Source organism: Muricoccus nepalensis, assembly GCF_006438825.1.
GTDB lineage: Bacteria > Pseudomonadota > Alphaproteobacteria > Acetobacterales > Acetobacteraceae > Roseomonas > Roseomonas nepalensis.
The window spans coordinates 136,738-149,774 of the sequence record NZ_RCZP01000002.1 but is presented as its reverse complement, the minus strand read 5'-3'; the positions used below and the strand labels follow the sequence as shown (position 1 = coordinate 149,774).

The 13,037-nt window shown below is 74.6% G+C and carries 9 protein-coding genes; 4 read left to right on the top strand and 5 right to left on the bottom strand.

Annotated elements, in window-relative coordinates; translation table 11 throughout:
- Positions 1 to 21: 21 nt before the first annotated feature.
- From EAH89_RS02945 to EAH89_RS02935, 3 genes are all read right to left on the bottom strand, one after another.
- Complete coding sequence (locus EAH89_RS02945) at positions 22 to 642, bottom strand: non-canonical purine NTP pyrophosphatase (RefSeq protein WP_140881286.1); 621 nt, start codon at positions 640 to 642, stop codon at positions 22 to 24.
- On the bottom strand, positions 639 to 1,460 hold the full coding sequence (gene rph, locus EAH89_RS02940) for a ribonuclease PH (RefSeq protein ID WP_140881285.1): 822 nt from the start codon (positions 1,458 to 1,460) through the stop codon (positions 639 to 641). The genes EAH89_RS02945 and rph overlap by 4 nt, the downstream gene beginning before the upstream one ends.
- 99 nt (positions 1,461 to 1,559) lie before the next feature.
- Complete coding sequence (locus EAH89_RS02935) at positions 1,560 to 1,805, bottom strand: hypothetical protein (RefSeq protein ID WP_140881284.1); 246 nt, start codon at positions 1,803 to 1,805, stop codon at positions 1,560 to 1,562.
- 269 nt (positions 1,806 to 2,074) lie between these two features.
- Between EAH89_RS02935 and hrcA the strand changes: the two genes are divergently transcribed.
- Together hrcA and EAH89_RS02925 are read left to right on the top strand one after the other, a co-directional pair.
- Complete coding sequence (gene hrcA, locus EAH89_RS02930; protein ID WP_140881283.1) at positions 2,075 to 3,169, top strand: heat-inducible transcriptional repressor HrcA; 1,095 nt, start codon at positions 2,075 to 2,077, stop codon at positions 3,167 to 3,169.
- Between the two features lie 29 nt (positions 3,170 to 3,198).
- On the top strand, positions 3,199 to 3,390 hold the full coding sequence (locus EAH89_RS02925) for a hypothetical protein (RefSeq protein ID WP_140881282.1): 192 nt from the start codon (positions 3,199 to 3,201) through the stop codon (positions 3,388 to 3,390).
- Positions 3,391 to 3,403: 13 nt separating this feature from the next.
- Here the strand turns inward: EAH89_RS02925 and EAH89_RS02920 are convergent, their stop codons facing one another.
- Positions 3,404 to 6,148, bottom strand: a complete 2,745-nt coding sequence (locus EAH89_RS02920; RefSeq protein ID WP_140881281.1) for a [protein-PII] uridylyltransferase — start codon at positions 6,146 to 6,148, stop codon at positions 3,404 to 3,406.
- A complete protein-coding gene (gene mutS / locus EAH89_RS02915; RefSeq protein WP_140881280.1) occupies positions 6,145 to 8,853 on the bottom strand; it encodes a DNA mismatch repair protein MutS in 2,709 nt (902 codons plus the stop codon). The genes EAH89_RS02920 and mutS overlap by 4 nt, the downstream gene beginning before the upstream one ends.
- Before the next feature lie 149 nt (positions 8,854 to 9,002).
- Here mutS and EAH89_RS02910 point away from each other — a divergent pair, with 149 nt between their 5' ends.
- Together EAH89_RS02910 and EAH89_RS02905 are read left to right on the top strand one after the other, a co-directional pair.
- Positions 9,003 to 10,586 carry an ABC transporter substrate-binding protein gene (locus tag EAH89_RS02910; RefSeq protein ID WP_140881279.1) on the top strand — a complete coding sequence of 528 codons (1,584 nt, stop codon included), beginning with the start codon at positions 9,003 to 9,005 and terminating at the stop codon, positions 10,584 to 10,586.
- A gap of 91 nt (positions 10,587 to 10,677) precedes the next feature.
- A complete protein-coding gene (locus EAH89_RS02905) occupies positions 10,678 to 12,996 on the top strand; it encodes an NADP-dependent malic enzyme (protein WP_140881278.1) in 2,319 nt (772 codons plus the stop codon).
- Positions 12,997 to 13,037: the final 41 nt, after the last annotated feature.

Below are 13,037 nucleotides of genomic sequence, written 5' to 3'. Positions count from 1 at the left end.
CGCCGGGCGCCCCGGCCCCGCTCAGCCCGCCGGCAGGCAGGCCGTCGAGAGAAGCCGGAAGGCCGCCGCGCGGTGGCTGATGGCGTGCTTCCGCGCGGGCTCCATCTCCGCGAAGGTCAGGGTCTCCCCCTCCGGCACGAACATCGGGTCGTAGCCGAAGCCGGTCTCGCCGCGCGGCGGCCAGACCCACCCGCCGGGCGCCTCGCCGAGGAAGGCCTCGACATGCCCGTCTGGCCAGGCGATCGCCAGCGCGCAGGAGAACCAGGCGCGGCGATTCGGGGAGTGCCGGGCGAGCCGCTCGACCTTCGCCATGGCCGCGGCGTAGTCCCGCGTGCCGTCCGGCCGCTCCGCCCAGTCCGCGGTGTAGACTCCCGGCGCCCCGTCCAGGGCGGCGACGGAGAAGCCCGAATCGTCGGCCAGCGCGACCATCCCCCCCGCCCGCGCCGCGGCCAGGGCCTTGAGCGTGGCGTTGCCGATGAAGCTCGTCTCGGTCTCCTCCGGCACGGGCAGGCCGAGCGCGCCCGCCGTGACCACGTCGATCCCGTGCTCGGCCAGCAGCGCCGCCACTTCGCGCGCCTTGCCGGCGTTGTGCGTGGCCAGGAGGAGCCGCTTCTCGCGAAGCGGGCGGCGCGCCCCGCTCACAGCCCCACCGCCGCGCGCTGCGCCGCGAAGAGCTCCGCCGCCCCCTTCCGCGCCAGCCCCAGCAGCCCCGTCAGCTCCGCCTCGGAGAAGGGGGCGCCCTCGGCCGTCGCCTGCACCTCCACGAGGCCGCCCTTGCCCGTGAGGACGAAGTTGCCGTCCGTGCCCGCCGCGCTGTCCTCGGCGTAGTCGAGGTCGAGCACCGGCACGCCGTCGTGGATCCCGCAGGAGACGGCCGCCACCTGGTCCACCAGCGGGTCGCGCGCGAGGATGTTGTTGCGGCGGAGGTGCTGGAAGGCGAGGTGCAGCGCCACCCAGGCCCCGGTGATGGCGGCGCAGCGCGTGCCGCCATCGGCCGTCAGCACGTCGCAGTCGAGGGTGATGGTCATCTCGCCCATGGCCGCGCGGTCCGTCACGGCGCGCAGGCTGCGGCCGATCAGGCGCTGGATCTCCTGCGTGCGGCCGGACTGCTTGCCGCGCGCCGCCTCCCGCTCGCCCCGCGTGTGGGTCGCGCGCGGGAGCATGCCGTACTCGGCGGTCACCCAGCCCTGGCCCTTGCCGCGCATGAAGCCCGGCACCCGCCCCTCGACGCTGGCGGTGCAGAGCACCTCCGTCACCCCCATCCGGACGAGGCAGGACCCCTCCGCGTGGCGGGCGAAGCCGGGCTCGAGCGTCAGGGCGCGAAGCTGGTCGGGCGCGCGGCCGGAGGGGCGGCCGGGCAGCCGGGCGCCGGGCTCGATCCCGAGCGCCTGGCCGAGGGCGGCGCCGAAGGCGGTTCCGGTGGCCTTGCCGGCGTTCCGGCCGGGCGGGGAGTGGGACATGCGGCGGCTCTCTCTCGCGACGGAGGCGGGAGGAACACGCCCGGCCCCACCCCTGTCAACGAGAAGGGTCCGGCCCGGGCGGCGGTCGCGCCGCGGGCGTCACCCCGCCGGCGGCCGCTCCGTCCCGCTTCCGCCGCAGGCCGGGGCGGCCAGCCCGCCGGCCGGGGCCGAGGGCGCGAGGCAGCCGGGCCCCGCCGGGGCGGGCAGGACCGCGACCGGGCGGGCGGCGCCCTGCGCGGCGGCCCCTGCCTCGGGCGGGGGGAGCCACAGGGTCAGCATCGCGGCCCAGGCCCCGACCGAGGGCAGTCCCCGCTTGCGTCCGTGTCCGTCGCGTGTGTCGCCCATGGCGGCCTCCGCATTGCCACCTCATTGGGCATGGGTCTCGCGACGGAACAATGTCGCGGGTGTGACGTATTGTGGCAGGGACGGCTTGCGGAAGACTTAACAGAACATCACAAACCCCGAACAAAGCGTTGGTGGGGCTGGAAAGCGCGGGCGCCGCGGCCCGTCGCGCGTTCCAGGGGGGTGCCCCTCCCGGCCGCGCCGCGTTGACGCCCCTCGCCCCTCTACCTAGCTTACGGATTCACCCACGGTCACAGGAGACCCGCGAACGAATGGGCGCCCAGCCCAACCAGCGACCCGGCCTCACCGCCGCGCGCAGCATCTCCGCGGCGGGCCATCTGCCGGGCCTCGACACGCGCAGCGCCTCGATCCTCCGCCAGGTGGTGGAACTCTATGTCGAGACCGGGGAGCCCGTGGGAAGCCGCACCCTGTCGCGCCGCCTCCCCCTCTCCCTCTCGCCCGCGACCATCCGCAACGCCATGGCCGACCTCGAGGAGGCGGGGCTCCTCTACGCCCCCCATACCTCCGCCGGCCGCCTGCCCACCGAGCGCGGGCTGCGCCTCTTCGTGGACGGGCTGCTCGAGTTCGGCGACCTGACGGACGAGGAGCGCGAGGCGATCTCGGCCCGCTGCGCCGCCTCCGGCCGCTCCATGCAGGACACGCTGGCCGAGGCCGGGCAGATGCTCTCGGGCCTCGCCGGCGCCGCCGGCCTCGTCGTCGCGCCGAGCGCCGAATCGGCCGTGCGCCACATCGAGTTCGTGGCGCTGGGCCCCGGCCGCGCCCTGGTGGTGCTGGTGGGCGAGCGCGGGCAGGTCGAGAACCGCATCATCGAGGTGCCCCCCGGCCTTCCCGCCGGCGCCCTGGCCCAGGCCGGCAACTACCTCAACGCCCGCCTCAACGGCCGCACGCTGGAGGACACCCGCCACCTCGTCTCCTCCGAGATCGCGGCGAACCGCACGGCGCTGGATGCCCTGACGAACCAGGTGGTCCAGTCCGGCCTCGCGACCTGGGCGGGCGGCGGGGGCGGCTCGCTCATCCTGCGCGGCCAGTCCCGGCTGCTGCAGAACATTGACCAGGCCGCCCGCGTCGCCGAGATCCAGTCGCTGTTCGACCGGCTGGAGGCGCAGGAGACGATGCTGCGCCTGCTGGAGCTCGCCCAGCGCGGCCAGGGCGTGCAGATTTTCATCGGGGCCGAGAGCGGCGTCTTCGACACGGCCGGGCTCTCCATGGTCGTCGCCCCCTTCCGCAACGGGCAGGAGCGGATCGTCGGCGCCATCGGCGTGATCGGGCCGACGCGGATCAACTACGGGCGCGTCATCCCGGTGGTGGACTACACCGCGCAGGTGATCGGCCGCATGCTCGGCTGACCCGCCGACGGAAGGACCCTCCCGCCGCCATGGAGAACCAGCCGATGGGCAGCCCGCCATCCCACCCCGAGGAGATGCGCGCCGAGCTGGAGCTCCGCCTCGGCCCGGCCGGCACCCTCCGGGCCACGGCGCGCGCGACGCCCGCCGGCCTCGTCGCCGCGGGCGTCCTCATCGCGGCCATCCTTCTCTCCGCCGCGGCGCTCCTCCGCGCGCGGCGCTAGGGCGGGCCGCGCCTCAGGCGGCCGGCGCCGCCTCCGTCCCCAGCGCGGCCAGGACCGCCCGCCGCAGCCCCTCCAGCTTCCGCTCGTTCTCGATCTTGAGGCCGAAGAGGTCCTTCACGTAGAAGACGTCCACCGCCCGCACGCCGTAGGTCGTGACATGGGCGGAGGCGATCTGCACGCCCTGGGCGGAGAGGGCGGCGGTCACGTCGTGCAGCAGCCCCGGCCGGTCGCGCCCGTTCACCTCGACCACCGTGTGCGTGTTGCTCGCGTGGTTGTCGATGACCACGCGCGGCGGCACCGTCACGGCCCGGAGCCGCGCGGGCTCGCGCTTGACCTTCTTGATCTCGTCGTTGATCCGCATCCGGCCCGACAGCGCCTGCTCGATCATTACCGAGAGCCGCGCGAGGCGGTGCGGCGCGTCCAGCGCGCCGCCCCCCGCGTCCTGCACCCAGAAGGTGTCGAGCGCCATGCCGTTGGTCATGGTGTGGATCCGCGCGTCCACGATGGAGGCGCCGCCCACCGCCAGCGCGCCCGCGATCTGGCTGAACAGGCCGGGATGGTCGGCGGTGTGGACCGTGACCTCCGTGACCGCGCGGTCCTCCAGCACCTCGGTCCGCACCGTCAGCGGCGCGCCCGTGCTCTCGGAGTCGCGGATCAGCGCCGCGTGGCGCGCGTGCGTCTCGGGGTCGAAGGAGAGCCAGTAGCCGGGATAGCCGAGCGAGAGGAAGCGCTCCACCTCCGCCGCCGGGCGGAAGGAGAGGGCCGCGGCGGCCGCCTCCTTCGCCCGCGCCACGCGCACGTCGCGCTCGGGCACCGAGAGGCCGCCCGCCAGCACCTCCGCCACGCGCCAGTAGAGCTCCCGCAGCAGGGTCGCCTTCCAGCCGTTCCAGACCTTCGGCCCGACCGCCCGCATGTCGCAGACCGTCAGCACGAGCAGCAGCCGCAGCCGCTCCGGCGACTGCACGACCTCGGCGAGGTCGAGGATGGTCTTGGGGTCGTCGATGTCGCGCTTGAAGGCCGTCTGGCTCACCAGCAGGTGGTTCAGCACGAGCCAGGAGACCGTCTCCGTCTCCTCGGGCGAGAGGCCCAGGCGCGGGCAGAGCTCCTGCGCGATGCCGGCGCCGAGCTCGGAGTGGTCGCCGCCGCGCCCCTTGGCGATGTCGTGCAGCAGGATGGCCGCGTAGAGCGCGCGGCGGGACTGGAGCTGCCCGACCAGCTCGGACGCCACCGGCGCGATCGTGTCCAGCTCCCCGCGCTCGAGGGCGTTCATCACGCCGACCGCCTCGATCGTGTGCTCCTCCACGGTGAAGACGTGGTAGGTGTCGAACTGCATCAGCCCGACAATGCGCGCCCATTCCGGCACCAGGCGGGACAGCACGCCGGCCTCGTTCAGCGCGCGCAGCCAGTGCGCGCTGTTCTTCCCCGTGAGGATGTCGAGGAAGAGGGTGCTGGCCGCCTCCTGGCCGCGCAGCCGCGCCGCGTAGCGCGCGTTGCGGATGAGGGCGCGCAGCCCCAGCGGGTGGATCTCGAGCCCCCGGTCGCGCGCGGTGCGCACGAGGCGCAGCATCACCGCGGGGTCGGCCGCGATGTCGTGGCTCGGCGCGAAGAGGATCTTGCCGTCGGCGAGCGTCAGCCCGTCGCGCTTCATCGCGCTGTCGGGGGCGGGCTGCAGCGCCGGCATCCCCAGCGCCGCCCGCTCCACCGCGGGCTCGAGCAGCCGCTTGAGCCGCACCACCTCGCGCGCGGTGAGGAAGAGGTGCTTCATGAAGCGCTCCACCCCGTCCTGCTTGCCGTGGCGGGTGTAGCCCATGCGGGCGCCGACCACGGGCTGCAGGTCGAAGGTCAGCCGCTCCTCGGCGCGCCCGGTGACGTAGTGGAGGTGGAAGCGCACGGTCCAGAGGAAGGACCAGGCGCGGCGGAAGGCCCGCGCCTCCTGCGCCGTCAGCAGCCCGCCGCCCGGGCTGTCGGGCCCGACGAGCTGCCACATCTTCTCGACGTCGAAGGCGTAGCGCGCGATCCAGTACATCGTCTGGAGGTCGCGCAGCCCGCCGCGCCCCTCCTTGATGTGGGGCTCCACGAGGTAGGGGCTGTCGCCGTAGCGGGCGTGGCGCAGGCCGCGCTCGATCTGCTTCGCGTGGAGGAACTGCGCGAGGCCCCATTCCGCCCGCGCCGCCGCGTAGGCCTCGTGGAAGCGCTCGTAGACCGCCTGGTCCCCCTCCAGGAAGCGCGCGTCGAGCAGCGCCGTCTGCACGGTCGTGTCGGCCCGCGCGTCCACCAGGCACTCGGCGACCGAGCGGGTCGCGTGCCCGACCTTCACGCCGAGGTCCCACAGGAGGTAGAGCATGAACTCGACCGCCCGCCGCCCCTGGGCCTCCAGCGGCGCGTCGGAGACGAAGAGGAGGTCGATGTCGGAATAGGGCGCCAGCGTCCCGCGCCCGTAGCCGCCCGTGGCGGCGAGCGCGAAAGGGGAGGAGCCCGCCGGCACGCCGGTGGCCACGAGGCTGTAGCGCAGGATGCCCGCGATCAGCCCGTCCATCTCGGCGGCCAGCGCCCGCGCGGCCACCAGCCCCGCCAGGCTCTCCCGCTCAAAGCGCTCCTGCATGCCGCCCTGGATGCGGCTGAGGTGCCGCCGCAGCAGCGCCAGCGCCTCGTCGCGCGCGGGCGGCGGCGAGGCGGCGAGCCCTTCCAGCCCCGCCCCGCCAAACCCGATCTGCGGCGCGAAGGGTGCTTCGGCTTCGCCGAGGGCAGCGGTGTTCATCCGACCGAAGATAAGGAGTCCTCCTGCGGCGCAACAGCCACCCTGTGGCCCGGCAGCAAGGATTTCAGCCGGTACAGCGCCTCCAGGGCCTCCCGTGGCGCCATCGCATCAGGATCCAGCCCCTCCAGCGCGGCCCGCAGCGGATCCTCTTCTACCGGCGGTTGCGGCCGCGGCGCCGGGGCGGCGGCAAAGAGGGGCAGCTCGCCCGAGAGGGGGTCCAGCCCCCGCGCGCGCTCCTCCAGCGAGGCCAGCACCACCTCGGCCCGCCCCACCACCTCGCGCGGCACGCCCGCCAGCCGCGCGACGTGCAGGCCCCAGGAACGCTCCGAGGCGCCCGGCCCCACGAGGTGCTGGAACACCACCTGCCCCCGGTGCTCCCGCACCTTCATGGCGGCGGGCGCCAGCTCCGGCAGCTTCCCGGCCAGCGCCGTCAGCTCGTGGAAATGCGTCGCGAACAGGGTGCGGGACCGCAGCCGGTCGTGCAGCGCCTCCAGCACCGCCCAGGCGATGGCCAGCCCGTCCCAGGTGGCCGTGCCGCGCCCGACCTCGTCCAGCACCACGAAGCTCCGCGGCCCCGCTTGGTTCAGCACCGCCGCCGTCTCGCTCATCTCCACCATGAAGGTGGAGCGCCCGCCCGCGATGTCGTCCGCCGTGCCGACGCGGGAGAAGAGCCGGTCCACGAGCCCGATCCGCGCGGATTCGGCGGGCACGTAGAGCCCGGCCTGGGCCAGCACCACCATCAGCGCGTTCTGGCGGAGATAGGTGGACTTGCCGGCCATGTTCGGCCCGGTCAGCAGGCAGAGGCGCCGCCCGGGGGAGAGGTCGGCGTCGTTCGGCACGAAGGCCGGCCCCCGGCTCCGCCGCAGCGCCGCCTCCACCACGGGGTGCCGCCCCTGCGCGACGCAGAAGTCCGGCCGCTCCGTCATCTCGGGCCGGCACCAGCCGCCCCCGGCCGCGAGCTCCGCCGAGGCCGCATGGACGTCGAGCTCCGCCATCGCCCGCGCCGCGGCGGCGATGCCGGGCGCGGCCTCCAGGCAAAGCTTCCGCAGGTGCCGCACCACCGCCGCCTCCCGCCGCGCCGCCTCGTCCCGCGCCTGGGAGAGCTTGCGGTCGAGGTCGGACAGCGCCCCGCAGGTGAAGCGGTGGGCGCTGGCCATGCTCTGGCGGTGGACCGGCGCCATCGGCCCCGGCGCGGGCTTGGCGCGCAGCAGGGTCTCGCCCGCGGCCGAGGGCACCTCGGCCAGGAAGCCGAGCTGCTGGTGGTGGCGGATCTTGAGGCTGGCCACCCCCCAGGCCTGGGCGAGGTCCATCTGGAGCGCGAGGATGGCCCCGCGCGCGTCGTCCCGGAGGCGCCGCAGCGCGTCCAGCTCCCCGTCGTAGCCGGGGCCGACCACCCCGCCCTCCTCCAGCCGGGCCGGCAGCTCAGCGGCGAGCGCCCGGGCGAGCTCCGCCCGCGGCGAGCCCTGCGGCACCAGCGCCTCGGCGGCGTGCGACAGCAGCGGGGGCACGGGCGGCACCCCCTCCGCGCCCGCGATCGCGTCCCGCATCGCCTCGGCGCGGGCGAGGCCGTCCCGCAGCGCGGCCAGGTCGCGGGGAAAGAAGCGCTCCACCGAGAGGCGGCCGAGGGCGCGGGCCATGTCGGGCGCGCCCCGCAGCGCCTCCCGCAGCGCCCCCCGCACGGCGTCGGCGGCCAGCAGGAAGGCGACGGCGTCGTGCCGGGCCGCGACCGGCTCCGCCTCGGCGAGCGGCATGGCCAGCCGGGCCGCCAGCTCGCGGGCGCCGGCCGCCGTCAGGGTGCGGTCCACGGCGCCGAGGAGGCAGTCCTTGCCGCCGCGCTCGGCCTTGAGGATCTCAAGGCTCCGGCGCGTCGCCGCGTCCATCCGCAGGGTCCCCTCCCCGCCCCGGCACTCCGGCGGGGCGAGGCGCGGCAGGGTGCCGCCGGAGGTGGCGCGGACGTAGTCGAGCGCCATGGCCAGCGCCGCCGCCTCGCCCTCGGTGAAGGCGCCGAAGGCGGCCAGGCTCGCCACCCCCCAGGCCTCGGCCGCGACGCGCCCGCCGTCCCGCGGCGGCGCCACCTCGCGCACCGTGCCGCCGAGCGGCGTCAGGGCGTCGCCGGCGGCCAGCGCCTCGGGCGCCAGCACCTCGGCCGGCTCCAGGCGCGCGAGGAGGGCGCCGAGCTCCGCGGCGGCAAGGCTCTCGGTGCAGACCTGGCCGGTCGAGACGTCGAGCCAGGCGGCCCCCACCCGCTCCCCGCCCTCGGGCGCGAGCGCCAGCAGCCAGGACGGGCGCGCGCCCTCGAGCAGCGATTCCTCGGTCACCGTCGCCGGGGTGACGACCCGCACCACCTCCCGCCGGACGGCCGGGGCCTTACGCGCCTTGGCGGCCTCGGGCGTCTCCATCTGCTCGCAGATCGCGACCCGGAAGCCCCGGCGGATGAGGCGGGCGAGATAGGCCTCCATCGCGTGCACGGGCACGCCGGCCATGGGGACGGGCCGCCCCCCGTGCTCGCCCCGGTGCGAGACGGCCAGGCCCAGCGCCTCGCCGGCGGTCACGGCGTCGGCGAAGAAGAGCTCGAAGAAGTCGCCCATGCGGAAGAAGACCAGGGCGTCGGGATGGGCGGCCTTGGCGGCGAACCACTGCGCCATGGCGGGGGTGGCGCCCTCGGCCCGGGGCAGGTCGTGCGGGAGGGGCGGCGCGGCGTTCATGGCGCCCAGTCGTAAGTGCGGCGAGGGGATCGGTCCAGCGCTTGCGCGCCCCGCGCCGGCCCCGGCGCTTGCCAGGGGTGGCGGCCCGGGCGCAGGCTTTTAGCGGAGGAGCCGGGACCGCCCGGCCGGACCACGCGGGAGAGAACGGGATGGATCGTCGAACCCTGCTCCGAGGCGGCGCGGCGCTGGCCGCGGGCCCGGCCCTGGCGTCGCCGGCCCTCTCCCAAGGGGCGCGCGCCGCCCCGCTCCGCTTCGTGCCCCAAGCCAATCTCAGCAGCCTCGACCCCATCTGGACGACGGCGACCGTCACCACGAACCACGGCTACTACGTCTTCGACACCCTCTACGCGGTCGACGCCGCGAACCGGCCCCGGCCGCAGATGGCCGAGGGGCACGAGGTGCTGGACGACGGCCTCCGCTGGCGCTTCCGCCTGCGCGACGGCCTCCGCTTCCACGACGGCGAGCCCGTGCGCGCCGCCGACTGCATCGCCAGCGTCCAGCGCTGGTGCGTGCGCGACCCCTTCGGCCAGCTCCTCGCCCGCGCGGTCGCGGAGTGGCGCGCGATCGACGACCGGACCTTCGAGGCCCGCCTCCGCCGCCCCTTCCCGCTCATCCTCGACGCCCTGGCCAAGCCCGACGCGAGCGTCTGCTTCATCATGCCCGAGCGGCTGGCGAGCCAGGACGCGAACCGCGCCATCACGGAGATGACGGGCTCCGGCCCCTATCGCTTCGTGGCCAGCGAGTACAACTCGGGCTCGCGCGTGGTCTACGAACGGTTCGACGGCTACGTCCCCCGCCAGGAGCCGCCGCAGCGCGCCTCGGGCGCCAAGATCGCGCGGATGGCGCGGGTCGAGTGGAACGTCATCTCCGACCCCTCCACCGCCGCGGCCGCGCTGACGAACGGCGAGGTGGACTGGTGGGAGCGCCCGCTGTCCGACCTCCGGCCCGTGCTCGCCCGCAACCGCGAGATCCGCCAGGAGATCCTCGACGTCGAGGGGCGGCTGGCCCTGATGCGGCTGAACTGCCTCCAGCCGCCCTTCGACGACGTGCGGATGCGCCGCGCCGTGCGCCTCTCCGTCATCCAGGAGAACTACATGCGGGCCGCCCAGGGCGACGACACCGCCCTCTGGACGGATTCGCGGAGCCTCTTCCCCAAGCGCACCGCCTATTACCGCGACAACCCCGACCTCATGCCCGGCAGCCTCGAGGCCGCGCGCGCGGCGCTGCGCGAGGCCGGCTACGGCAACGGCAAGGTCGTCGTCATCAACCCGACCGACTACCCGGACATCGGCCCGCTCGGCCAGGTGACCGCGGACGCGCTGCGCCGGATCAGCGTGAACGTGGAGCTCGCCGAGAGCGACTGGGGCACGGTCATCCAGCGCCGCACCTCGCGCGAGCCCGTGGAGCGCGGCGGCTGGAGCATCTTCCACACCACCGGCTCCTCCAACACCTATTCCAGCCCCGCCATGTCCCCCCTCATCCGGGGCCAGGGCGAGGCCGGGTGGTTCGGCTGGTGGAAGAGCGACCGCGCCGAGGCGCTGACGACGGAATGGATCGACGCGCCCGACGACGCGGCCCGCGCCCGCGCCGCGGAGGCGCTGGGCCGCCTCGCGCTGGACGAGGTGGCGACCATCCCGCTCGGCCAGTTCACCGTCCGCACCGCCTTCCGGCGCAACCTGACGGACTTCCTGGAGGGCAGCACGCCCTATCCCTGGAACATCCGCCGGACCTGACCACGCGCGGCGCTTCACGCCGCCCGCCCCGCGGGGCATAAGGCGGCCAGAGCGGGGAGCCGGGCGGCAAGCCTGAGCGGGAGGAATGACCATGGACGACGCGCGCCGAGCCGGGAGCGGGGATTCCCGCACCGCCCGCATCACCCGGGAGGAGGCCCTGGCGATGCACGCCGAGGGCAAGCCCGGCAAGCTCGAGATCCGCCTCACCAAGCCGCTCTCCACCGCGCGCGACCTATCGCTCGCCTACTCGCCGGGCGTCGCCGAGCCCTGCCTCGAGATCCACCGCGACAAGTCCCTCGCCTACGACTACACGGCCAAGGGTAACATGGTCGCCGTCATCTCGAACGGCACCGCGGTGCTCGGCCTCGGCGACCTCGGCGCGGTCGCCAGCAAGCCCGTGATGGAGGGCAAGGCGGCGCTCTTCAAGCGCTTCGCCGAGGTGGATTCCATCGACCTCTGCGTCGACACCTCGGATGTCGACGAGTTCGTCAACTGCGTCCGCTTCCTCGCGCCCTCCTTCGGCGGCATCAACCTCGAGGACATCAAGGCGCCCGAGTGCTTCGTGATCGAGCAGCGCCTGCGCGAGATCATGGACATCCCCGTCTTCCACGACGACCAGCACGGCACCGCCATCGTCGCCGCCGCCGGGCTGATCAACGCCTGCCACCTGACGGGCCGCGACCTCCGCGAGACGAGCCTCGTGATCAACGGCGCGGGCTCGGCCGCCATCGCCTGCGCGGAGCTGCTGCGCGCCATGGGGATGCGCCCGCAGAACATCGTCATGTGCGACACGAAGGGCGTCCTCTGGCGCGGCCGCACCGAGGGCATGAACCAGTGGAAGTCGGCGCACGCGACCGACACCAGCGCCCGCACCCTGACCGAGGCGCTGGCGGGCGCCGACGCCTTCTTCGGCCTCTCCAAGAAGGGCGCGGTGACGCCCGACATGGTCCGCGCCATGGCCGACAAGCCCATCATCTTCGCGATGGCCAACCCCGACCCCGAGATCACGCCCGACGAGGCCAAGGCCGTCCGCCCCGACTGCATCGTGGCCACCGGGCGGTCCGACTACCCGAACCAGGTGAACAACGTCCTCGGCTTCCCCTTCATCTTCCGGGGCGCGCTGGACGTGCGCGCCAGCACGATCAACGAATCCATGAAGATCGCAGCCGCCGAGGCGCTCGCGATGCTGGCGCGCGAGGACGTGCCGGAGGAGGTGGCGGGCGCCGGCGGCGGCCTCGGGCTCCGCTTCGGCCCCGACTACATCATCCCCCACGCCTTCGACCCCCGCCTCATCTCCCGCGTCTCGCCGGCCGTCGCCAAGGCCGCGATGGACAGCGGCGTCGCCCGCAAGCCGATCCTCGACATGCAGCGCTACGCGCGCGACCTCGCGCAGAAGCTCGACGTCGTCGGCGGCGCGCTGGAGGCGATCACCGAGCGCGTGCGGCAGAACCCGCGCCGCGTCGTCTTCGCCGAGGGCGAGGAGGAGAAGACGATCCGCGCCGCCATCGCCTTCCGCAACGCGGGCTACGGCACGCCGATCCTCGTCGGCCGCGAGGAGCGCGTGATGGCGACGGTGGCCTCGCTCGGCATCCCGCTGCCCGACGGCATCGAGATCCACAACGCCGCCCGCTCGGACAGCAACCACCGCTACGCCGAGTACATCTACTCCCGCATGCAGCGCCGCGGCTTCCTCTTCCGGGACGGCCAGCGCGCGGTGAACCTCGACCGCAACGTCTTCGCCGCCTGCATGGTGGCGCAGGGCGACGCCGACGCCATGGTGACGGGCACCACCCGCTCCTATTCCGCGGCCCTGAAGCAGATCACGCTGGCCATCGACCCCGCGCCCGCCTCCCACGGCGGCACCGGCGTGCTCTTCGGCCTCACGCTGATGCTGACGCGCCGCGCCGGCACGGTGCTGATCGCCGACACCACCATCCACGAGCGCCCGGACTCCGAAACCCTGGCCGAGATCGCCGTCCAGTCCGCCGCCCAGGCCCGGCGCCTCGGGCTGGAGCCGCGGGTCGCCTTCCTCTCCTTCTCCACCTTCGGCGACCCCCGCGGCAGCGTCATCCCCGAGACGGTGCGCCACGCGGTGGAGCTGCTGGACGCCCGCGGCGAGGTCGGCTTCGAGTACGAGGGCGAAATGGCCGCGGACGTGGCCCTCGACCCCTCGCTCCGCTCCCTCTACCCCTTCTGCCGCCTGACGGGCGCCGCCAACGTCCTCGTGATGCCGGGGCTGCACGCCGCCAACATCCTCAGCAAGGCCGCCCCGCGGCTCACCAGTGCCACCACCATCGGCCCCCTGCTGATGGGCCTCTCCAAGCCCGCGCAGATCCTCTCCATCGCGGCGGGGGTGAACGGCATCCTCGACATGGCCTGCCTAGCGGCGCACGACTCCCTGCCGCGCTGACCCCAGGGAGGGGGCCCCCGCGGCCCCCTCAGGGCCTCCGG